This window comes from Methylocaldum sp. MU1018, from assembly GCF_053646775.1.
Map to the genome: position 1 here is coordinate 715,154 of NZ_CM132195.1, position 19,370 is coordinate 734,523.

General features: G+C 60.3%; 20 protein-coding genes. 7 read left to right on the top strand and 13 right to left on the bottom strand.

Features of this window, described 5'->3' with window-relative positions:
- Positions 1 to 126: 126 nt before the first annotated feature.
- The 5 genes from ACWJKU_RS03345 to trhP form a co-directional block, all read right to left on the bottom strand.
- On the bottom strand, positions 127 to 2,034 hold the full coding sequence (locus ACWJKU_RS03345) for a GGDEF domain-containing response regulator (RefSeq protein WP_454145749.1): 1,908 nt from the start codon (positions 2,032 to 2,034) through the stop codon (positions 127 to 129).
- Between the two features lie 381 nt (positions 2,035 to 2,415).
- Positions 2,416 to 3,354 (bottom strand): 4-hydroxy-3-methylbut-2-enyl diphosphate reductase, encoded by a 939-nt coding sequence (gene ispH / locus ACWJKU_RS03350; protein WP_454145751.1) that lies wholly within the window; start codon positions 3,352 to 3,354, stop codon positions 2,416 to 2,418.
- Between the two features lie 61 nt (positions 3,355 to 3,415).
- The gene (locus ACWJKU_RS03355; protein WP_454145753.1) at positions 3,416 to 3,982 is read right to left on the bottom strand and encodes a cob(I)yrinic acid a,c-diamide adenosyltransferase; all 567 of its coding nucleotides are present in this window, start codon (positions 3,980 to 3,982) and stop codon (positions 3,416 to 3,418) included.
- A 2-nt stretch (positions 3,983 to 3,984) separates the two neighbouring features.
- Positions 3,985 to 4,470: a ribonuclease E activity regulator RraA gene (gene rraA / locus ACWJKU_RS03360; RefSeq protein ID WP_454145755.1), complete on the bottom strand. Its 486-nt coding sequence runs from the start codon at positions 4,468 to 4,470 to the stop codon at positions 3,985 to 3,987.
- 93 nt (positions 4,471 to 4,563) lie between these two features.
- On the bottom strand, positions 4,564 to 5,910 hold the full coding sequence (gene trhP, locus ACWJKU_RS03365; protein WP_454145757.1) for a prephenate-dependent tRNA uridine(34) hydroxylase TrhP: 1,347 nt from the start codon (positions 5,908 to 5,910) through the stop codon (positions 4,564 to 4,566).
- Positions 5,911 to 6,003: 93 nt separating this feature from the next.
- On the opposite strand from trhP, the gene cysM reads away from it, so the two are divergent.
- The 3 genes from cysM to ACWJKU_RS03380 are packed head-to-tail and all read left to right on the top strand — an operon-like array spanning position 6,004 to position 8,741.
- The gene (gene cysM / locus ACWJKU_RS03370; protein ID WP_454145759.1) at positions 6,004 to 6,894 is read left to right on the top strand and encodes a cysteine synthase CysM; all 891 of its coding nucleotides are present in this window, start codon (positions 6,004 to 6,006) and stop codon (positions 6,892 to 6,894) included.
- Between the two features lie 2 nt (positions 6,895 to 6,896).
- Entirely contained in the window at positions 6,897 to 8,231 is a 1,335-nt protein-coding gene (gene rlmD / locus ACWJKU_RS03375) for a 23S rRNA (uracil(1939)-C(5))-methyltransferase RlmD (RefSeq protein ID WP_454145761.1), read from the top strand.
- 6 nt (positions 8,232 to 8,237) lie between these two features.
- On the top strand, positions 8,238 to 8,741 hold the full coding sequence (locus ACWJKU_RS03380) for a L,D-transpeptidase family protein (RefSeq protein WP_454145763.1): 504 nt from the start codon (positions 8,238 to 8,240) through the stop codon (positions 8,739 to 8,741).
- Between the two features lie 648 nt (positions 8,742 to 9,389).
- Here the strand turns inward: ACWJKU_RS03380 and ACWJKU_RS03385 are convergent.
- The 6 genes from ACWJKU_RS03385 to ACWJKU_RS03410 form a co-directional block, all read right to left on the bottom strand.
- Positions 9,390 to 9,809, bottom strand: a complete 420-nt coding sequence (locus tag ACWJKU_RS03385) for a four-helix bundle copper-binding protein (protein ID WP_454145765.1) — start codon at positions 9,807 to 9,809, stop codon at positions 9,390 to 9,392.
- Positions 9,810 to 10,131: 322 nt separating this feature from the next.
- Positions 10,132 to 10,587 carry a D-aminoacyl-tRNA deacylase gene (gene dtd, locus ACWJKU_RS03390; RefSeq protein WP_454145767.1) on the bottom strand — a complete coding sequence of 152 codons (456 nt, stop codon included), beginning with the start codon at positions 10,585 to 10,587 and terminating at the stop codon, positions 10,132 to 10,134.
- Between the two features lie 2 nt (positions 10,588 to 10,589).
- On the bottom strand, positions 10,590 to 10,910 hold the full coding sequence (locus ACWJKU_RS03395; protein WP_454145769.1) for a rhodanese-like domain-containing protein: 321 nt from the start codon (positions 10,908 to 10,910) through the stop codon (positions 10,590 to 10,592).
- Positions 10,911 to 10,992: 82 nt separating this feature from the next.
- Positions 10,993 to 11,883, bottom strand: a complete 891-nt coding sequence (sucD, locus tag ACWJKU_RS03400; RefSeq protein WP_454145771.1) for a succinate--CoA ligase subunit alpha — start codon at positions 11,881 to 11,883, stop codon at positions 10,993 to 10,995.
- 6 nt (positions 11,884 to 11,889) lie between these two features.
- Positions 11,890 to 13,059, bottom strand: a complete 1,170-nt coding sequence (sucC, locus tag ACWJKU_RS03405) for an ADP-forming succinate--CoA ligase subunit beta (protein WP_454145773.1) — start codon at positions 13,057 to 13,059, stop codon at positions 11,890 to 11,892.
- 105 nt (positions 13,060 to 13,164) lie between these two features.
- On the bottom strand, positions 13,165 to 14,130 hold the full coding sequence (locus ACWJKU_RS03410; protein ID WP_454145775.1) for an HpcH/HpaI aldolase/citrate lyase family protein: 966 nt from the start codon (positions 14,128 to 14,130) through the stop codon (positions 13,165 to 13,167).
- A 547-nt stretch (positions 14,131 to 14,677) separates the two neighbouring features.
- Here ACWJKU_RS03410 and ACWJKU_RS03415 point away from each other — a divergent pair.
- The 4 genes from ACWJKU_RS03415 (at position 14,678) to ACWJKU_RS03430 (ending at position 17,735) form a co-directional block, all read left to right on the top strand.
- A complete protein-coding gene (locus ACWJKU_RS03415; RefSeq protein ID WP_454145777.1) occupies positions 14,678 to 15,568 on the top strand; it encodes a hypothetical protein in 891 nt (296 codons plus the stop codon).
- 139 nt (positions 15,569 to 15,707) lie between these two features.
- A complete protein-coding gene (pip, locus tag ACWJKU_RS03420; RefSeq protein ID WP_454145779.1) occupies positions 15,708 to 16,658 on the top strand; it encodes a prolyl aminopeptidase in 951 nt (316 codons plus the stop codon).
- Positions 16,655 to 17,239 (top strand): UbiX family flavin prenyltransferase, encoded by a 585-nt coding sequence (locus ACWJKU_RS03425; RefSeq protein ID WP_454145781.1) that lies wholly within the window; start codon positions 16,655 to 16,657, stop codon positions 17,237 to 17,239. The genes pip and ACWJKU_RS03425 overlap by 4 nt, the downstream gene beginning before the upstream one ends.
- 136 nt (positions 17,240 to 17,375) lie before the next feature.
- Positions 17,376 to 17,735 carry a hypothetical protein gene (locus ACWJKU_RS03430; RefSeq protein WP_454145783.1) on the top strand — a complete coding sequence of 120 codons (360 nt, stop codon included), beginning with the start codon at positions 17,376 to 17,378 and terminating at the stop codon, positions 17,733 to 17,735.
- A gap of 250 nt (positions 17,736 to 17,985) precedes the next feature.
- Here the strand turns inward: ACWJKU_RS03430 and pqqE are convergent, their stop codons facing one another.
- A complete protein-coding gene (gene pqqE / locus ACWJKU_RS03435) occupies positions 17,986 to 19,116 on the bottom strand; it encodes a pyrroloquinoline quinone biosynthesis protein PqqE (RefSeq protein ID WP_454145785.1) in 1,131 nt (376 codons plus the stop codon).
- Positions 19,085 to 19,366 (bottom strand): pyrroloquinoline quinone biosynthesis peptide chaperone PqqD, encoded by a 282-nt coding sequence (gene pqqD, locus ACWJKU_RS03440; RefSeq protein ID WP_454145787.1) that lies wholly within the window; start codon positions 19,364 to 19,366, stop codon positions 19,085 to 19,087. The genes pqqE and pqqD overlap by 32 nt, the downstream gene beginning before the upstream one ends.
- Positions 19,367 to 19,370: the final 4 nt, after the last annotated feature.

The window sequence follows — 19,370 nt, forward strand, 5'->3', positions numbered from 1 at the left end:
GAGCCGGCGCCGATCAAATCGTTCGCTTCTCCCGCGCCGGACGAGGCGCCCGTTCGAGAACGGATGCCATGAACCGGCCGCCGGCCTGATCCATGTGGCCTCGGTTCGGCGGCGGCCGGGCGTTTCTCAAACGGCTCGCGGCTGCGAAAAGAAACGGACGGTGTTTCGTCCGGCGCGTTTCGCCCGGTAGAGAGCCTGATCCGCGCGGTGAAGCAAGTCGTTTTCGTTGACCGTGTGGACCGTCGAAATCGCGATGCCGATGCTTATGGTCAACGGTCTGGCCAGCCTCGGCGCCTGAAGCTGATGCCGCTCGACATGGCTGCGCAATCGTTCGCCCAAGGTGTTGGCGACGGCCATATCGGTATTCGGCGCGATGACGATGAACTCCTCCCCGCCCAATCGGCACACGACATCGTTGACGCGCAGCATGGAACGGATGATTTGGGCGGTGTGCACCAGTACCTGATCGCCCGCCTGGTGCCCGAAGGTATCGTTGATCTGCTTAAAATGATCCAAGTCCAGGAGCATGATGGCCAGAGGCTTGCCGGTGCGGCGCCAGACGGACCATTCTTCGGTGAGCCGGGCGAATGCGTAGCGGCGATTCGGAACCCGGGTCAGCGAGTCGGTCATGGCCATGGCTTCCATTTTCCGATTGGCGATGGCCAACTCGCGGGCATACCGGCCGATTTCCTGCCGCTCGCGGGCCATTTCCTCCTGGAGTTGCACGATGCGCTGTCCGCCGCGCACCCGGGCGATCAATACCCGATCGTGAACCGGCGTCACGATGAAATCGTCGGCTCCGGCGTCGAACGCTTGCACCAGGAGTTCTTTGTCCGCTGCGGAGGTCAGAACGATCAGATAGATTTGACGCCCGATCTCGGAAACGCGAAGCGCCTTGCAGAATTGTATGCCGTCCATCGGGCAGCGATCGGATGCGGCGATGATGAGCTGCGGCTTTTCCATGATGGCGAGTTCCATGCCTTTGTCCGCGTGGTTCGCCGTGAACACTCGATGGCCTTCGGAGTTCAGCAGCTTTTCAAGGTCGGCCGGGTGCCGGAAGTCGGTGGATAACAGCAGGATTTTGAGGCCGGCGAGTTCCGGCGCGGCGTCGATCGGGCTTTCTGCCGGGTCGGACGGTTTCAACGGGGACATTTCGCCGACGGGAATGCTCAGGAATCGGCTGGAAGCCTGCCATTGCTGGGCGGCTTGACACCAAAGCGCGTCCAGGTCGGTCTCGTTCAGGCCGAGCGTCTGCGCCGCGGCAATGATCTGCGGGAGCAGCGTGTCTCTGGCGCCCGCGGACGCGTTGCAGCAGCGGCCGAGCAGGGCCGCCAGCCGCAGTTGCGCGGCGAAGCGCTCGGCTCTGGTGCTTTCGTTCGCGGGCGGACTTGCCGCCGCATGCCTGAGCATCAGCGCCTCCAGCATGACCGCGGGAAACCCCCATTCTTTTAGCAGTCCGAGCGTAAGTTGCCGATGGTCGATGGAAAATCGTTCCCGTTCGGACTCGATCAGCGCATCGTCGTCCTCGGGATTACACGCGGCCAGGCATTGCGCGTATTCATCCGGGTATACGCTGGCCAATGCCAGTTGCCCGATTTCGGACAAAAGAGCGCAAGTGAAGGCTTCCTCCGGAGCGAAGACGCGGTCCCGTTCGGTCATGGCCTGAACGGACAAGGCCCGTACCAGCGAATCGGACCAGAAAGCCCGGTAATCGAACGACCGGCAGGCTCCCCTCAGATTCCCCTGGATCACCGAAAGGCCGAGCGCGAACTGGCGTATCGTAGCCATGCCCAGGAGTCCGACGGCATCGCTGACGGCCACGATCGGCCGGCGCGCGCCGACATGCGCCGAATTGGCGAATTGGATCACTCGCCCCGTCAACGCCGGGTCCATCTGTACGAGCTTGATCAATTCCTGAGCGGTGGCATCTTTCTTTTGAGTCAGACGCATGATTTCGAGCGCGACGCCGAAAGGCGAAGGCAGCTTTCCCGTGGCTTTCAGTTCCTCGAAATGATTGACCTCAGCGCTTGGCATGTCTGACGCTTGATCCTGGTTTGGCGTGGTTTGAAGGATTCCGATGACGTAAGTCTAGCCTTCCTGTATTGAATCGCGGCGTATTCGAACGGATCGATAAAGATAAACGACTGACCGAGCGATCGGAATCGTTCGGTAGGGCCATGTTTGCGCGAGGGCGTCGCTCGATTTGCGGTGGAGGGGCTGGTGCGTAAGCATGTGCTTCCGACTCCGGGTTTCGGAGTCCGCCGGTTTCGGCAAGCGACTCGGACCGGGCCGCCGAACGGATGCCGGGCAGTTTCTCGCAGGGCGCGACGAAGCGTTTTCGCCTTCCGGTCCCGGCCGGATCGGAAGGCGAGGGGAAGTGGCGGGCACTGGCCGGCGATCCCGGCGGGCCGCAGCTCAGGCCGTGCGCCGGAGGTCTTTCGGCAGGGAAAAGACTACTTTTTCTTCGATGCCCTGGTTTTCCATTACCGTTTGCCCGCCCCACTCCTTGAGTTTGGCGATTACCTGGGTTACCAGGATTTCCGGGGCCGAGGCGCCCGCCGTCACGCCGATTTTTTGCGCGCCCTCTATCCAGTTCCGCTGAAGCTGATCGGCGTTATCGATCAAGTAGGCCGAACGCCCGAGCTTCTCGGCGATTTCTCTGAGCCGGTTGGAATTGGAGCTGTTCGGGGAGCCGACCACCAGAATGACGTCGCAATGAGAGGCGAGCTTTTTTACCGCATCCTGGCGATTTTGCGTCGCGTAGCAGATATCGTCTTTTCTTGGACCGATGATGTTCGGGAAGCGCTTTTTCAGGGCATCCACGACCGCTTGAGTGTCGTCGATGGAGAGGGTGGTTTGAGTGACATAAGCCAGGTTATCCGGATTTTTGACTTCGAGAGTTTCCACGTCTTCCGGGGACTCCACCAGATAAATCCCGCCGTTCGGGTTGACGTACTGTCCCATGGTGCCTTCGACCTCGGGGTGGCCGGCATGGCCGATGAATATGATTTCCCGCCCTTCGTTCGCGTGCTGGTGTACTTCGATGTGCACCTTGGTGACCAAGGGGCAGGTGGCGTCGAATACCTGAAGACCGCGTTCCTGGGCTTTTGCTTGGATGGCTTTGGAGACCCCGTGCGCGCTGAAAATTACGGTGGAGTTTTCCGGCACTTCCGACAGTTCTTCCACGAAGACGGCTCCCCGTTCGCGCAGGCCGTCGACGACATAGCGGTTATGGACGACTTCGTGTCTTACGTAAATCGGCGCTCCGAATACCTCGATGGCTCGGTCGACGATCTCGATGGCGCGGTCGACGCCGGCGCAAAAACCACGGGGATTGGCGAGGATGATTTCCATGGGTGTATGGGTGATTTCTGACTGAGAAGGTGGGAGATTCTTACATTTTAGCTGAGCCGAATCAACGTGGCGGCCGAGGCGCAGGGCGGCGCGACTGCCACAGCGTTTCCATGCCGTCGTTTTGCCGGGCCAGCACGCGCGCGGTCACGAACAGGAGATCCGACAGGCGGTTGAGATAGGCGAGGGCGAAGGGATCCAGTGGTTCCGTTTTTCCCAGCGAAACCAGCGCCCGCTCGGCCCGGCGGCATACGGCGCGCGCCACATGGCAGTGGGCGGCGGGCGGATTTCCGCCAGGCAATATGAAATTCTGCAGCCAGGGCAGTTGAGCGTTGAAATGATCCAGCCATTGTTCCAGCCAGTCGATGTGGCTCTGGTTGATGGTGCGGCGTCCGGGGATGCACAGGTCTCCGCCGAGGTCGAACAGCATTTGCTGGATTTCGGTCAGGCACTGCGCCACCTTCGGCGGCGTGGCGTAGGCCAGGATCAGCCCGATGTGGCTGTTGAGTTCGTCCAGCGCGCCATAGGCCTCGATGCGCGGGGCATCTTTGTCGACGCGAGTGCCATCGCCGAGCCCCGTGGTGCCCTTGTCTCCGGTTCGCGTATAGATTTTGGTGAGCCGGTGTCCCATAGTCAGGCCAGCTTGTCTTCGGCCACGACGATGCCGTCTTCGTCGGCGTAGACGTAGTAGCCGGTTCTGAAATTGATTCCGGCGAAGGTGACCAGAATGTCCCGGTCGCCGCCGCCTTTTTTATGACTTTTCAAGGGGTGGGTGTGCAGCGCCCGTATGCCGATGGGCAGCCGGTTGACTTCCACCGAATCGCGGATACAGCCGTAGACGATGATCCCTTGCCAGCCATTGCCGCAGGCGAGCCTGGCCAGATTGTCGCCGAGCAGGGCGCAACGATGGGAGCCGCCGCCGTCGACGACGAGAACCCGGTCTTCGACCTTCTCTTCGAGCACCGTCCGCAGCAGGACATTGTCCTCGAATGTCTTGAGGGTCGTGATGCGGCCGCTGAACGCGCTGTTGCCGCCGAAAGGGCGAAAGATCGGTTCGGCGATTTGCAGGTGGTGAGTGCCGGAGTATCGATCGCAAAGATCGGGGGTGGTGAACGTCATGGGCTGTCTCCGGGCTGTGAATGGTGGGAGGCGTTATGATAACCGACCCGGCGCGGCGAGTGCGCGGTTCGGCGCATTGCCGCGCTTTCCGGGCTATAGATACCGCGCGATCAATCCGTTGCGGCAATCGCCGACCGGTACCGGTATCCTGACGTTGTAGCCGCCGCCCGGCGCTTCCTGCATCGGATTGCCGTGCGGGTCCTCCATGTGCTGCAGCACGATGTCCCGGTTGCCTTGCGGCAGAATCAGTTCGAGCCGGTCGCCCACGGCGAACTTGTTTTTCACCAGGACGGCCGCGAGTCCCGAGTTCGCGTCGAAATCGGCGATTTCTCCCACGAACTGCTGGCGATGGCTCTCCGAGTGGCCGCGCATGTAGTTTTGGTAATCCTGCGAGTGATGGCGCACGTAAAAGCCGTCGGTGTATCCGCGCTGGGCGAGGTTTTCCAGGATGCCCAGCAATGCGGGGTCGAATTTTCGTCCGGCCAGGGCGTCGTCGATCGCCTGCCGGTAAACCTGGGCGGTGCGCGCCACGTAATAATGGGATTTGGTGCGTCCTTCGATCTTGAGGCTGTCGACGCCCAATTCCACCAGGCGTTGCACGTGCTCCACGGCGCGGAGATCCTTGGAGTTCAGGATATAGGTGCCGTGCTCGTCCTCCATGACCGGCATCAGTTCGCCCGGCCGCGTTTCTTCTTCGAGAAAATAGACCTGGTCGGCCAGGGGGTGCCGGGGCTGATCGCCGCAGGCGGAGAGATTTTGGTTGAGATCGGACAGCGACAGGCGAAGTTGTCCCGGAACGTAATCGCCTTCGGCGTTTTCTTCGGCGGGCGCCAGATCGTACTTCCAGCGGCAGGCGTTGGTGCAGGTACCCTGATTCGGGTCGCGGTGATTGAAATAGCCGGACAGCAGGCAGCGTCCCGAGTAGGCGATGCACAAGGCGCCGTGCACGAAGACTTCCAGTTCCGTGTCCGGGCACTGTTGCCGGATATCTCCGATTTCATCCAGGGAAAGTTCGCGCGACAGGATGATCCGCTCGATCCCGACCGACTGCCAGAAGCGCACCGCCGCATAATTCAGCGTGTTGGCCTGGACCGAAAGATGGATTGGCATGTCCGGCCAGGCTTCGCGGGCCAGCATGATCAGTCCGGGATCGGCCATGATCAGGGCGTCGGGCTGCATGGCGACGATCGGCGTCAAATCCTTGATGAAGGTCTTGATCTTGGCGTTGTGCGGCAGCACGTTGGTCGCCAGATAGAACAATTTCCCGAGGCTATGGGCTTCCGCGATGCCGGCCGCGAGATTTTTCTCGAGAAAATCGTTGTTCCGAACGCGGAGGCTATAGCGCGGCAGGCCGGCGTAGACCGCGTCGGCGCCGTAGGCGAAGGCGTAGCGCATGTTCTTGAGGGTGCCTGCCGGAGACAGCAATTCGACTTTTTGCATGGCACAAAACGTGAAATGGTAAAATTTGGAACTTGCCTTATTATCCCATAGTTGAGCGTATCGCTCAGGAATATCAACTCGTCGAGAACGGCCATGATTTTTCCCACCATCGAATCCTTTGTCGGAAATACGCCGCTAGTCCGATTACAGCGTCTTCCGGGCGAGACGAGCAACATCATCCTGGCCAAGCTGGAGGGCGACAATCCCGCGGGATCGGTGAAGGACCGGCCGGCGCTCGGCATGATCGCGCGCGCCGAGGAGCGCGGCGAGATCAAGCCGGGCGACAGGCTGATCGAAGCCACTAGCGGCAATACCGGAATCGCGCTGGCGATGGCGGCGGCCATCAAGGGCTACCGGATGACCCTGATCATGCCGGAAAACATGAGCGTGGAACGGCGCGCCGTGATGAAGGCGTTCGGCGCCGAAATCATCCTGACCCCCGCCGAAGGTAGCATGGAGGCGGCCATCGATCTGGCGCGGGACATGGAGCGAAATGGCGAGGGCCGGATCCTCGATCAGTTCTCCAATCCCGATAATCCGCGCGCCCATTACGAAGGCACCGGCCCCGAAATCTGGCGCGACACCCAAGGCTTGGTGACCCACTTCGTCAGCTCGATGGGAACCACCGGCACCATCATGGGCACGTCCCGGTTTTTGAAAGAGAAGAATCCCGCGGTGCAGATTATCGGCGTGCAGCCCGGGGACGAAGCCAAGATTCCCGGCATCCGCCGCTGGCCCAAGGAGTATTTGCCGAAAATCTGCGATTTCAGCCGCATCGACCGCATCATGGACGTGACGCAAGAAGAGGCGGAAGATACCACCCGCCGGCTCGCGGCGCAGGAGGGCATCTTCGCCGGCATCTCGTCCGGCGGCGCGGTGTCGGCGGCCTTGCGCCTGTCCGAGGAGGTCGAGAACGCGGTAATCGTCGTCATCGTCTGCGACCGCGGCGACCGCTATCTGTCCACCGGCGTATTTCCGGAGTGAGCATGGCCGCACGAGCACGCAAGAAACCGCTTCCGCAAGAGGCTTTCCCGGCGCACATCGAATCCTTCGCTCACGACGGGCGCGGCGTCGCCCGCGTCGAAGGCAAGGCCGTCTTCATCGACGGCGCGCTGCCGGGCGAAGACGTGACCTTCGTCTACACGTCCGTTCGCCGCGATTATGCCGAGGGTAAAGTCGAAGAGGTCGTGGCCCCGGCGCCCGGACGGGTTCAGCCCCGTTGCCCGAGTTTCGGCGTCTGCGGCGGTTGCAGCTTCCAGCATTTGACCGATGCGGCGCAAATCGAAGAAAAGCAAAAGCTTTTGGTGGATCAGTTCCGGCGCATCGGCAAAATCGACGAGGTGCCGCTGTGGCCGCCCTTGACCGGTCCTCATTGGGGGTATCGTCATAAAGCTCGTCTCGGCGTGAAATGGGTGCCGAAGAAAGGGCGGGTGCTGGTCGGGTTTCGCGAGCGCTCCAGTCCCTTCATTGCTGACTTGGAATTCTGCCCCGTGCTGCATCCGAAAGTGGGCGAGCGGCTTCATGATTTGTCCGAATGGATCGGTTCGCTCAGTATCAAGGATCGGCTGCCGCAGATCGAAGTTGCCGTCGGCGATGGGCGTACCGCATTGGTATTCCGTATCCTCGAGGACGCATCGCCGGACGATCTGGATCGGCTGAAGGCGCTCGGCGTGCGCTTCGGGTTCGATATCTATGTGCAGCGGCAGGGCCCCGATTCGATCCTCCCGCTTCATCCCGAGAACCCGCCGATGCTGAGCTATGCGCTTTTGAACCAGGGCATCGAGTTCCGGTTCAAGCCCACCGAGTTCACCCAGGTCAACGTCGACATCAACCGCAAGATGGTGGACCGGGTGATGGAGGTGCTCGATCCCGCGCCGGCCGAAGCGGTGCTTGATCTGTTTTGCGGCATCGGCAATTTCACTCTGCCGATCGCGAAACGCGCACAGAGTGTTGTCGGTGTCGAAGGCAGTCCGGTATCGGTCGAACGCGCCCGCCAGAATGCGGAGGCCAACGGCCTGGACAACGTCGAGTTCCATGTCGCCGATCTGAGTCAAGCCTTGAACGGTGCGGATTGGGCAGACCGGCGTTACGACAAGATATTGCTCGATCCCTCCCGTGCCGGTGCCGAGGAGATTTTGTCCCATGTGCCGCGCTGGGCCGCGAGCCGCATCGTCTACGTTTCCTGCAATCCGTCGACCCTGGCGCGGGATGCCGGCATCCTGATTCACCGGCACGGTTATCGTCTGATGCGCGCGGGCGTCATGGACATGTTCCCGCAGACGGCGCACGTCGAATCCATCGCGCTGTTCGAGAAAGGGTAGGGCTCGGTGCGTACCGATCATCCCGAACCGCCGCTCTATCTCCGGGTCAGTATCCCGCGCCAGGCACTCGATCTCGTCGAGAACGGCGAAACGGTTCGCACTTGGCCCGTCTCCACCGCCAGGAACGGCCCCGGCGAGCGCACGGGCAGCGGCTGTACCCCGCGCGGCTGGCATCGCATCCGGGCCAAGATCGGAAAGGGCTTGCCGTTCGGCACCGTATTCGTCGGGCGCCGCCCGACCGGCGAGATCTTCGATGCGGAGCTTGCCGCCCGGTTTCCGGAGCGGGACTGGATCTTGACCCGCATCCTCTGGCTCGGCGGCCTCGAACCCGGCTTCAACCGCTATGGCCAAGTCGATACCACCTGGCGCTATATCTATATCCACGGCAGCCCCGATGCGGGCATTAACGGAACCCCGGCCTCCCACGGCTGCATCCGCATGACGAGTTCGGATGTAGTCGATTTATTCGAGCGAGTGGACGTGGGAGCGCGGGTATTGATCGAATCGTAGAAGACCGGGTGGGTTGGCGCGCATGAGGAGCATTCGGATGTGCGCCGTAGCCCGCCAAATGGTACGGCGATGCCGCTTCGGCGGGTATCAGCCGCACCAGGGACGGCCGAGGCGCCATGACCGGTTTCATCGCGATCCAATGGCTGAGCAACATGACGCCGATCAGGGGCGCCAGCTCCAGGCATAGACAGCCGTGGAGAGGCCGAAGAGGATATACGCCGGCCCCGGAAAGGCCGGCCGCTCTTCGAGGCCGAGCCGTTCCTGAATCATGGGCGAGAGCGCAGAATGGGGAGGGTCAGGATCGGCGATACCCGAAAGCGGCGGCGAAAACCCGCCACCATCGCCGTACGATCGTGATGTTCCGCCCGATGGACTTCGTGGCGATAGGGCGGCCGGCGTCTCGTGGTGAGTTTCGTGTCTCATGGCGGCGCCCTTGTGTGCTCGTTCCGGCCGCCAAGCCGGTGAGCAGGAGGGCAGTTAATGGCGGATTCCGGCTCCGGAATAGACTTGTTTTCGTACCGGAGGACATTTGGCGGAAAGAGTGCTCCAGCCGCTCTAAATTAGGACAAATTCCTACGTTCGAGAAACGGGCAGTTCGTGCGGGTTGAAGAAGCCGAACTGCCCGTTTCTCATCCGAACCCCCTGAGGCTATACCACAATCGCTCCCGCGAGCTGATTGCAAGCTCGCTCGCAGCGGCGACACGACTCACCGCAAATGCGGCAATGTTCATGGTGAGAGGCATGCCGCTCGCACTCCTCGGCACACATGCCGCAGGCCACCGCGCAGGCTTGCAACTGGCTGCGCATCATCTTCAAATCGGATTCGGTCTCGCGCGAGACGAGGCGGCCCGTTGCCGCGCAGATGTCCGAGCAGTCCAGGCACATCCGAATACATCGCTTGAGATTCTGCACCTGATCTTCCCCGATGCAGGCGTCGGCGCATGCGGTACACGCTTGCGCGCAATCGAACAGTTCGCTTGCGGTTTGAGACAACAATCCCATGTCCACGCCACGCCCCATTACGGCCGGGTGCGGATGCGCTCTGAGCATTTCCTGAATCGCGTTCATGATGAACCTCCTGTATTCCTTGCCAAGTCTATTTCGTTACCTTCGTCTTCACCTGTTCCATTTGCCGGAAGGCTTCTCTCCGGTTTGCGACCGATTTGTTGTCCGACCGAACGGTCATAAAACCAGTCCGCAAAGAAAGTAGGACCGGGGTTGAATCGGCTCGGTTCCGGCGAGATTGCTATGGCCTTTTTGCAGACCTGGCCTGGTGGGTTGGCGCAGCGTAACCGGCCGATTCGCGATCGGCTCGGTGGATTACGACGCGCGTCAAGCGTGGAGTGAGTGGTGCGCGTCTAACCCGCTCTACGAAGTTACGAAGCCGCCGTTACTCGGTTGTGGCCGGCGGCGCGTTCAGGATGAACGTCACAGGTCCGTCATTGATGAGCTCGATCTGCATGTTGGCGCCGAACCGGCCGGTTTCTACCGGCGAATGCCTGGCCCGTACCTTTTCAGCAAAATAATCGAACAGCCGTTTTCCGGTCTCGGGATCGGCGGTGGGGGTGAAGCTCGGACGCATCCCCTTTTTTGTGTCGGCGGCCAAAGTGAACTGGGAGACCAGCAGGACGCCGCCGTTCACGTCCATGACGTTGAGATTCATTTTGTCCTCGGCATCTCCGAAAATCCGGTAACCCAGGATACGCTCCGCCAAGCGGTCCGCTTGAACTTCGGTGTCGCCCCGTTCGACCGCGACCAGGGCGAGTATCCCTCGGCCGATCTTGCCGACGCTTTCGCCCGCCACGGCCACCTCCGCTCGCGTCACCCGCTGAATGACGGCGATCACGATCAATACCTCGGCATTCCGGGGTCGACCTCTCGGGCCCAGGCATCGACGCCGCCACGCAGGTTGAGGATATGGCCGAACCCTTGGCGGTCCAGATAATCGCCCACCATGCGGCTGCGCATGCCGTGATGGCAAATGACCACGATTTCCCGTTGCGGATCGAGTTCGGCAAGCCGGGCGGGAATCTCGTTCATGGGCATGTGCACGCTGCCCTCGATGTGACAATAGGCGTATTCCTGCGGTTCGCGCACGTCGACCAACACAGGTTTTGGATTGGCGGTCTCGAGGTGGTTTCGAAGTTCCGAGGGCGAGATATCGCGCATGGTTTCCACTCGTCTGAAAAAAGCCGATCGGTGCGGTTCGCGGGCCGGCAATCCCTTGCCGATCCGCTATGCCGTAATCCGGTTACTTGACGGCGATGCCATTTTCCTTCATCGCCCGCAGTACGGTTTGGCCGATGTGGGCCGGGTTTCGGGAGACGTAAAGGCCCAGGGCTTCCATGGCGTTCATCTTGGCGCCGGCCGTGTCGTCTTCGTTGGAGATGATGGCGCCGGCGTGACCCATGCGGCGCCCCGCCGGAGCCGAGATGCCGGCCACGAAGCCGACGACCGGTTTTTTCATGTTTTCCTTGGCCCAGCGCGCCGCCGCCACTTCCTGGGGGCCGCCGATCTCGCCGATCATGACCACGATTTCGGTTTCGGGGTCGGCTTCGAAGGCGCGCAATACGGTCATGAAGTCGGTACCGTTGATGGGATCGCCGCCGATGCCCACCGAAGTGCTGATGCCTAACCCTAAGGCCGACATCTGCTCGGTGGCCTCGTAGTTGAGCGTGCCCGAGCGGGAAACGATGCCGACGTTGCCTTTTTTGTAGATGTGCGAGGGCATGATGCCGACTTTGCATTCGCCCGGCGTGATGATGCCGGGGGTGTTGGGGCCGACGAGGATCGTATTCTTGCCCGTGCGGAAGCGCTGCAGGCGGATCATGTCGTGTACCGGAACGCCGTCGGCGATGGTCACCGCCACTTTGATTCCGGCGTCGATGGCTTCCATCAAGGCGTCGGCGCTGAACGGCGGAGGCACGAACACGGCGGAAACGTCGGCGCCGGTGGCGGCCACGGCCTCGGCCACGGTGTCGAACACCGGCAGTCCCAGATGGGTGGTGCCGCCCTTGCCGGGCGTGACGCCGCCGACCACGTTGGTCCCGATTCTGATCGCGTCCTCGGCGTGAAAGGTGGCGTGCTCGCCGGTGAAGCCTTGGAAGATGACCCTGGAGTTCTTGTTAACGAATACGCTCATGGATGCTTACCCTTTTACCGTTGCGACCGCTTTGGCGGCGGCGTCGTCCAGATTTTCGGCGGTAATGAAGGAGAGGCCCGACTCCGCCAAAATCTTGCGGCCTTCTTCGACGTTGGTGCCGGCCAGTCGCACGATCAGCGGAACCTTGATTTGCAGGCTGTTGCAGGCCTGGATCAAGCCCTTGGCGATCCAGTCGCAGCGGTTGATGCCGGCGAAAATGTTGACCAGGATGCACTTGACGTTGGGATCTTCCAGCACGATGCGGCAGGCGTTGGTGACTTTTTCGGGAGAGGCGCCGCCGCCGACGTCGAGGAAGTTGGCCGGGCGTCCGCCGTGCAGGGTAATGGCGTCCAGGGAGGCCATGGCGAGGCCGGCGCCGTTGACGATGCAGCCGATGTTGCCGTCGAGCGCGATGTAGTTGAGGCCGTGGCCGGAGGCTTCGACTTCTTTCGGATCTTCCTCGACCAGGTCGCGCATTTCGGTAATGGCTTTCTGGCGATAGAGAGCGTTGTCGTCGAAGCTGAATTTGGCGTCCAACACCATCAGTTTGTCGGCGCCGTTCCCGACGACGGCCAGTGGGTTGATTTCGGCCTGCAGGGCGTCCTTGTCGCGCATGCAGCGGTAGACGGCCTTTATCAGCTTGACCGCCTGCGGCATCAGCTTGCCCTTGAGCCCGATGGCGGTGGCCACCTTGCGGCACTGAAAGTCCAGAAGTCCGATGGCCGGGTCGATGACTTCCCTGACGATTTTTTCGGGCGTCTCCTTGGCGACCTCCTCGATATCCATGCCGCCTTCGCCGGAGGCGATGATGATGATGCGCTGCGCGCCGCGGTCGATCACGAAACCCAGATAGAGTTCCTTTCGGATGTCGCTGGCCTGTTCGATCCAGACGCGCTGGACGATGGAACCTTCGGGGCCGGTTTGGTGAGTGATCAGGTGGGTGCCGATCATGGCGTCGGCGGTTTTCTGCACCTCGTCGATGGACTCGGCGACTTTTACGCCGCCCGCCTTGCCGCGTCCGCCGGCGTGAATCTGCGCTTTGACGATCCACTTGCTGCCGCCGATTTCCTCGGCCACCTGGGCCGCCTGGTGGTCGGAATAGGCGACGCCGCCGACCGGAACCGGCACGCCGTATGATTTCAGCAGTTCCTTCGCTTGATATTCATGGATGTTCACTGCTTGCTTTCCTCTCTTCAATGTAGATCGGGCCAGGCCATGCGGCGGGAGCCCGACAATGGGAACGTCGGGCCGCGCTTCGCCAACCCGACCTGGGGAAATTCCTTATGATTTTCGGGCCTCGATTTGTTCGACCTGTCTCACGACATTTTCGGCCATGCGGATGGACGCGGCGTCGATCAGGCGGCCGTCCAGAGATACGGCGCCCTTGCCTTCCTTAGCCGCTTTTTCCATTTCCGCCAGAATCCGCCGGGCGCGCCCCACTTCCTTTTCGGTAGGGGTGAAGACTTCGTTCGCCAGGGCGACTTGGGACGGATGAATGGCCCATTTGCCCTCGCAGCCCAAGGCGGCGGCGCGGCGCGCGGCAACCCGATAGCCTTCGGGATCGCCGAAATCGCCGAACGGGCCGTCGATCGGGCGCAGCCCGTAGGCCCGGCAGGCGGCCACCATGCGGGAAATGCCGAAATGCCACTGATCGCCCCAATGGAAATAGCGCTGGCCGTTTTCGTCGGGATCGGTCAACATGCCGTACTCGGGGTTGGCGCCGCCGATCTGCGTGGTGCGGGCGCGCACCGAGGCGGCATAGTCGGCCACGCCGAACACCATGGCCTCCATGCGCTCGGGGCAGCTCTTCGCGATTTCTTCCACGTTTGCCATGCCCAAGGCGGTTTCGATCAGGACGTGAATGTTGATCGGCTTGAAACCTTTATAAGCCTCGATCTGGGACAGCATGGTGGCGACGAAATACACGTCGGCGGCGCTGCCGACTTTGGGGATCAGGATGGTGTCGAGTTTATCGCCGCAAGCCTCGACCACTTCCACCAGATCGCGATAGGCGTAATGGGTGTCGAGCCCGTTGATGCGGATGGAAACGGCGCATTTCGACCAGTCGTAGGTATTCAGCGCTTCGATGATGTTGGTCCGTGCCTGCTCTTTATCGTCCGGAGCGACGGCATCTTCCAAATCGAGAAAGACCACGTCGGCGCCGGAATCGGGCGCTTTTTCCAACATTCGCTTGTTGCTGCCGGGAACGGCCAGCTCGCTACGGTGTAATCGATTTTTTACGGCCATGTCGTGTCTCTAGTATTTTTAAACCAGTAAATATTGTGTTAGAGCGAATGTCCGCCACATCCTGATTGAAGCAGGCAATATCTTGAATTCCCTTTGAATGGGTTGGCCGCGGGCAAGAAGCAAGAAAGGGCTAGGCGCCGGTCTGATCTCAAGGAACTCTGATCAAGTCCTTCGACAGGCTCGGGACGAACGGTAACGTATCGATGCCGTTCGTGACGAGTTTGTCGATCCATGAACGGAATCAACTTGTTCAGAGCTTCCTTAATAGGCAATAGTCCTCGTATTTTTTGCCGAATCGCTCAGCGGTAGCCTGAATGGCGGGCCCTACGAACTGTCTGTTGCAGCCGAACTCGCCATTATAACCGCAAGGATGCGTGTTTCCGCTAGCCCGGAAAAAAGCAACAGCACAAATCGGCGCAATTGGCAAAAATAATGAAATAGACTAATTGTTGCATGGACATTTTTTTGTTAGGATCGCGCCGACTTGCAACTTTTTGTTGCTGGCATACAACGGGTTTAGTTTAAACTTGATGAGGGGGAAGGAACGATGATTTTTAAAAAAACGACTGGTATGGCGGCCGTGGTGACCGCGGCTGTCGCGGTTGCCGGCCTGGCGCCGCAACAGGCCTTGGCCGAGAAGTACACCTTGAAGGGAGGATCGTCTGCCCAGGCCGATATCGAAAGACGTCTCCAGATGATGGAAGACGAGATGCGGGCGTTGCGCGCGGAACTGGCCAAGGCGCGCTCCGACTCCAAGGCTAGCGCCGAAAGGATGGATGCGCAGCAGCAGAAGGTCGATAAGCAGCTTGCCGAAGCGGAAGCGCACGAGAAAGAGCATCACGACCTGCTGTTCTTCCGCGGCGGTTATGCCAAGATGGAGCATGGCCGCGGTTACAAAGGTGGAAACCCATCGCTCCGGGAGACGTTGCTGAATAATACTGAGTCTAATGATAACGACGGTTGGTATGTCGGCGCCGGTTTCGACCATCGCCTGAGCGACGATTTCTGGGGCCTGACCGATATGGTCTCGGTCGACGGCGAGGTCATGTTCGAATACAAGAATTTCGGCACCGGTACCAATACCTTGGTTAACGTGGTTACCGGCGATGAAATCAAGAACAAGATCACCCAGCTCACTCTGACGGCCGCGCCGAAAATCAAGTTCAACAATATGGGCAACTTCCGGCCGTGGATCATTCCGTTCGGTCTCGGCCTCCACATCATCAGCCCGCCGTCCAGCGGCATCACGGTATTGAATCCGGGCCTGATGATCGGCACGGGTGCGGAATATCGGATCTGGGGCGATTTGTGGGCGGGTCTCGATTTCCGTTACCACTTCACCGGCGACGACCTGAAATCCAGCAGCAAAAGCGGCGCACTCAAGGGCGTAGACACCGACGGCCTGACCGCCGGCGCTTATCTCGGTTTCGGCTTCTAAAATCGCCGCAAACCGTGGAAAGGGGGATGCAAATCCCCCTTTTTTTATTGCTCTTCAGGGGCGTCATCAACGGCGCGGTACATATCTCGATCCCCCGGTCTAAATAGAACTACAGACAGACCCTTTAATACCGTTTTGAATGAAAACCCTTTATCCCGGCATCGAGCCCTACGCGATCCATCGGTTTAATCGGGATCGGCATCAGATCTATGTGGAAGAATGCGGGAATCCCTCCGGAATATCCGTCATGTTTTTGCACGGCGGCCCCGGCTCCGGTTGCAGGGCTTATCATCGCTCCTTTTTCGATCCCGAAAAGTACCGCATTATTCTCATCGATCAGCGCGGCGCAGGGCGATCGATTCCTTGCGGCGGGCTTCTCGGCAATACCACGGCCGATTTGATCGGCGATCTGGAATATATCCGGCACGCACTTCGAATCGATCGCTGGCTGCTCTTCGGCGGGTCCTGGGGCGCGACTCTGGCGCTCTTGTATGCGCAACGCCATCCGGCCGCCGCCGCGGGATTGGTGCTGAGGGCAACGTTTCTGGCCCGGCAGCGCGATCTCGAATGGTTCGTCGGCGCGGGCGCGAACCGTATTTACCCGGAGCGATGGGAGCAATTCATGCAGAGCGTTCCGGAGTCCGAACGACATGATCCGCTGTCTTATTTGTATGCGTGTCTGAGCGGCGACGATGAACTGGCTCGGCGGCGCGCGGCAAGGAGTTGGGCGTTGTGGAGCGGCCAGGTCGTTCTGGGCGACGAGTTCGACTCGTCCGGGTTGGACGAGCATGTGTCGTTGGAAGTGGTCAATCAGGCCCGGATCGAGCTTCATTATGCCGTGAACCGGTATTTCATCCCGGAGAATGCCGTCCTGGAAGGTTGTGACGGAATCCGGCATTTGCCGGCGATTCTGATTCACGGCCGTCGCGATCTGGTTTGTCCCGCGGAGTCTTCCTTCAGTTTGCACAAACGTCTGTCGAATTCCGAATTGCGCATTTTGCCGAATGCCGGACATATCGCCGCCGGCGAGGACATGACCGACGCTCTGGTTGCGGCGGCGGACGAGATGGCCGGGCGGTTCGATTCATGAGCGGAAGCAGGCGACTGATCATCGCCATGACCGGCGCGACCGGCGCCGTCTACGGGCTGCGTTTGCTTCAGGTGCTGCGCGGGATCGGCGGCTGGGAGACCCATCTGGTCGTTTCCTCGGCGGGCGTACTCAATATCCGGCACGAACTGGGCATGAAGCGAAGCGAGGTGTGCGCGTTTGCCGACGTGGCGCACGATGTCAACGATATCGGGGCCAGCATCGCCAGCGGCGCGTTCATGACCCACGGCATGATCATTGCCCCGTGCTCGATGAAAACACTGGCTTCCGTGGCGCACGGGTTTTCCGACAACCTGATCTCCCGCGCGGCCGATGTGACGCTCAAAGAGCGCCGCCGGTTGGTGGTGGTGCCGCGGGAAACGCCCTTGAATTTGGCGCATATCCGCAATATGGCGGCCGTGACGGAAATGGGCGGCATCATCTTTCCGCCGTTGCCGGCCTTCTATGGCACGGCAAAAACGCTGGCGGAACTCATCGACGAGACGGTCGGCCGTATCCTGGGATTGTTCGGAATCGAGGCGGAGGGCTTGTATGAGCCGTGGAGTGGATTGAAAAACCAATAAAAAGATGCGAAACAATACGCGGCGTCGAGAAATTCGCGGACGATGCCGTTACGGATTCGTTTTATGGGCTGTCGAATCCTTGATATGCGAATGCTCGCCCTTTCTTGGTAAGTCCCGATCGGCAGCGAGATGGATCATGCGGATAACCCCATCCCTCATCGTTATTCCGGCGACGCTTTTTGTCTTGTCCGGCTGCACCGCGCGAGACGTTCCGCGGCCGCAGAACTGGGCTCGCGCGGTGCAAACTGCGGATACGCGAGAGGCGCACGAACTCCTTGCGAAACATTATGAAGAAGTTGCCCGAACCATGCAGGCCGATGCGGACGAAGAGCGCGAGATGCTGATTCAGTATCAAGCGAACCCTCACAAGTACGGCAAGCGGATTCTGGACTTGAAAGCGCGCGCCGAGGCCATGATCCGGGATTTTGAAATGGCTGCCCAAGAAAGCCGGAAAATGGCCGAATATCATCGCCAGTTGGCGACGGAAAACCCGTAAGGTTTCCGGCTTGCCCGTACAGGCGGATTCGAAAGCGTGCGGAACTTTGCCGAGATCAAGAGTCTGCCCCAAGAGGCCGTTCGTTCCGGATTGTCGAAGGGTTCCGGGAGGTTATCGGGAGCGGCTTTCGGCGGCACCCGGAATTAGAGTATTTTCATCTCGCGTTAACGGCATTCCGTGCGGAACGCTGGTGTCGTATGTCGTGGGGGAGGCGACCGAAGTCGCCCCTACCATCCGGATTGAAAACGCTCTAGCGGCTCAAAGCCTTGGAGTTTTTGGCATTGCGAAACACCAGCGGTTTCGCTTCGCCGCTTTCGAATGCCGAGCGCGCGTCGGTGATCGCTTCGAATACCGTATTCCGATGCGGTGATTTGCTGCACACCGGGTCGGCGGCGGTCATGTCGCCGGTGAAAAGATAGGCCTGGCAGCGGCAGCCGCCGAAGTCCCGGGTCTTTTCCGGGCAAGACCGACAAGGCTCCTTCATCCAATCGTATCCGCGGAATTTGTTGAAGGCGTCTGAATGGAGCCAGATGTCGCGCACGCTCATGTCGCGCACATTGGGGCAATCGAGCCCCGGCAGGGATCGGGCCTCGTGGCAGGGCAGGGCAAGGCCGTCCGGGGCGATGGTCAGGAACGTGGTGCCCCAGCCGTTCATGCAGGCTTTCGGCCGATCTTCGTAGTAGTCCGGCACTACGTAATAAATCTTCATCTTCCCTTTGAGCTTTTCCTTGTAGTTCTGGGCGATGGCCTCGGCCTCCTGGAACTGCTCGCGGGTCGGCAGCAACTGATCGCGATTGAGATGCGCCCAGCCATAATACTGGGTATTGGCCAATTCCAGATAATCGGCCTCCAACTCGACGGCCATGTCGAGAATTTCGCGCATCAAATGGATATTCTGGCGGTGAATCACGACACACAGCACCATCGGATAGCCGTGCTTCTTGACCAGTCGGGCGACTTCCTTCTTGTGCTCGAAGGATTCGGTGCCGGCCAGATAGTCGTTCAGCGTCTTTTCGGGCGTCTGGATGCTGACTTGAATATGATCCAGGCCGGCGTCCTTCAGTTCGGCGATTTTGGCTTCGTCGAGGTTATAACCGGAGGTAATCAGGTTGACGTAATAACCCAGCTCTCGGGCGTGCCGGACCAGAATCGGCAAGTCCGGACGCACCAGCGGTTCGCCGCCCGACAGACCGAGTTGCACTGCGCCCATCGCGCGGGCCTCGGAAAGCACCCGCAGCCAATCGTCGGTACCGAGTTCGTCCTTGTGTTTCGCGAAATCGATGGGATTGGAGCAATACGGGCACTGGAGCGGACAGGTATACGTCAGTTCGGCCAGCAGCCAGCGCGGGCTACTGACGGGAGATTTGTCTGATCCAACCATTATCTAAGGCAGATTGCAGGAGTTCGGAAATGTCGTCCCTTAGACCCGTGGTTTCGAATTTCGTCTCAAGCTCCGAAACGATTCCGTCCAAATCGCGCGTCCCGTCGCAAAGCTTGAGAATTTCGGCGGCAGGCGTGTTCAACTCGACCAGGCCCTCGGGATAAAGGATGACATAACGCTGCTGGGCCTCTTCCCATTGCAGCCGGTGCAGGGGCGAGAGGGCAAAAAGGTTTTGCGGGTCTAAGGCCATGAAT

What these genes read in the sequence shown, in the direction of transcription:
- ACWJKU_RS03345 (WP_454145749.1), bottom strand. Translation starts at nt 2,034, where the DNA reads ATGCCAAGCGCTGAGGTCAATCATTTCGAGGAACTGAAAGCCACGGGA.
- ispH (WP_454145751.1), bottom strand. Translation starts at nt 3,354, where the DNA reads ATGGAAATCATCCTCGCCAATCCCCGTGGTTTTTGCGCCGGCGTCGAC.
- ACWJKU_RS03355 (WP_454145753.1), bottom strand. Translation starts at nt 3,982, where the DNA reads ATGGGACACCGGCTCACCAAAATCTATACGCGAACCGGAGACAAGGGC.
- rraA (WP_454145755.1), bottom strand. Translation starts at nt 4,470, where the DNA reads ATGACGTTCACCACCCCCGATCTTTGCGATCGATACTCCGGCACTCAC.
- trhP (WP_454145757.1), bottom strand. Translation starts at nt 5,910, where the DNA reads ATGCAAAAAGTCGAATTGCTGTCTCCGGCAGGCACCCTCAAGAACATG.
- cysM (WP_454145759.1), top strand. Translation starts at nt 6,004, where the DNA reads ATGATTTTTCCCACCATCGAATCCTTTGTCGGAAATACGCCGCTAGTC.
- rlmD (WP_454145761.1), top strand. Translation starts at nt 6,897, where the DNA reads ATGGCCGCACGAGCACGCAAGAAACCGCTTCCGCAAGAGGCTTTCCCG.
- ACWJKU_RS03385 (WP_454145765.1), bottom strand. Translation starts at nt 9,809, where the DNA reads ATGAACGCGATTCAGGAAATGCTCAGAGCGCATCCGCACCCGGCCGTA.
- ACWJKU_RS03395 (WP_454145769.1), bottom strand. Translation starts at nt 10,910, where the DNA reads ATGCGCGATATCTCGCCCTCGGAACTTCGAAACCACCTCGAGACCGCC.
- sucD (WP_454145771.1), bottom strand. Translation starts at nt 11,883, where the DNA reads ATGAGCGTATTCGTTAACAAGAACTCCAGGGTCATCTTCCAAGGCTTC.
- ACWJKU_RS03410 (WP_454145775.1), bottom strand. Translation starts at nt 14,130, where the DNA reads ATGGCCGTAAAAAATCGATTACACCGTAGCGAGCTGGCCGTTCCCGGC.
- ACWJKU_RS03415 (WP_454145777.1), top strand. Translation starts at nt 14,678, where the DNA reads ATGATTTTTAAAAAAACGACTGGTATGGCGGCCGTGGTGACCGCGGCT.
- pip (WP_454145779.1), top strand. Translation starts at nt 15,708, where the DNA reads ATGAAAACCCTTTATCCCGGCATCGAGCCCTACGCGATCCATCGGTTT.
- ACWJKU_RS03425 (WP_454145781.1), top strand. Translation starts at nt 16,655, where the DNA reads ATGAGCGGAAGCAGGCGACTGATCATCGCCATGACCGGCGCGACCGGC.
- ACWJKU_RS03430 (WP_454145783.1), top strand. Translation starts at nt 17,376, where the DNA reads ATGCGGATAACCCCATCCCTCATCGTTATTCCGGCGACGCTTTTTGTC.
- pqqE (WP_454145785.1), bottom strand. Translation starts at nt 19,116, where the DNA reads ATGGTTGGATCAGACAAATCTCCCGTCAGTAGCCCGCGCTGGCTGCTG.
- pqqD (WP_454145787.1), bottom strand. Translation starts at nt 19,366, where the DNA reads ATGGCCTTAGACCCGCAAAACCTTTTTGCCCTCTCGCCCCTGCACCGG.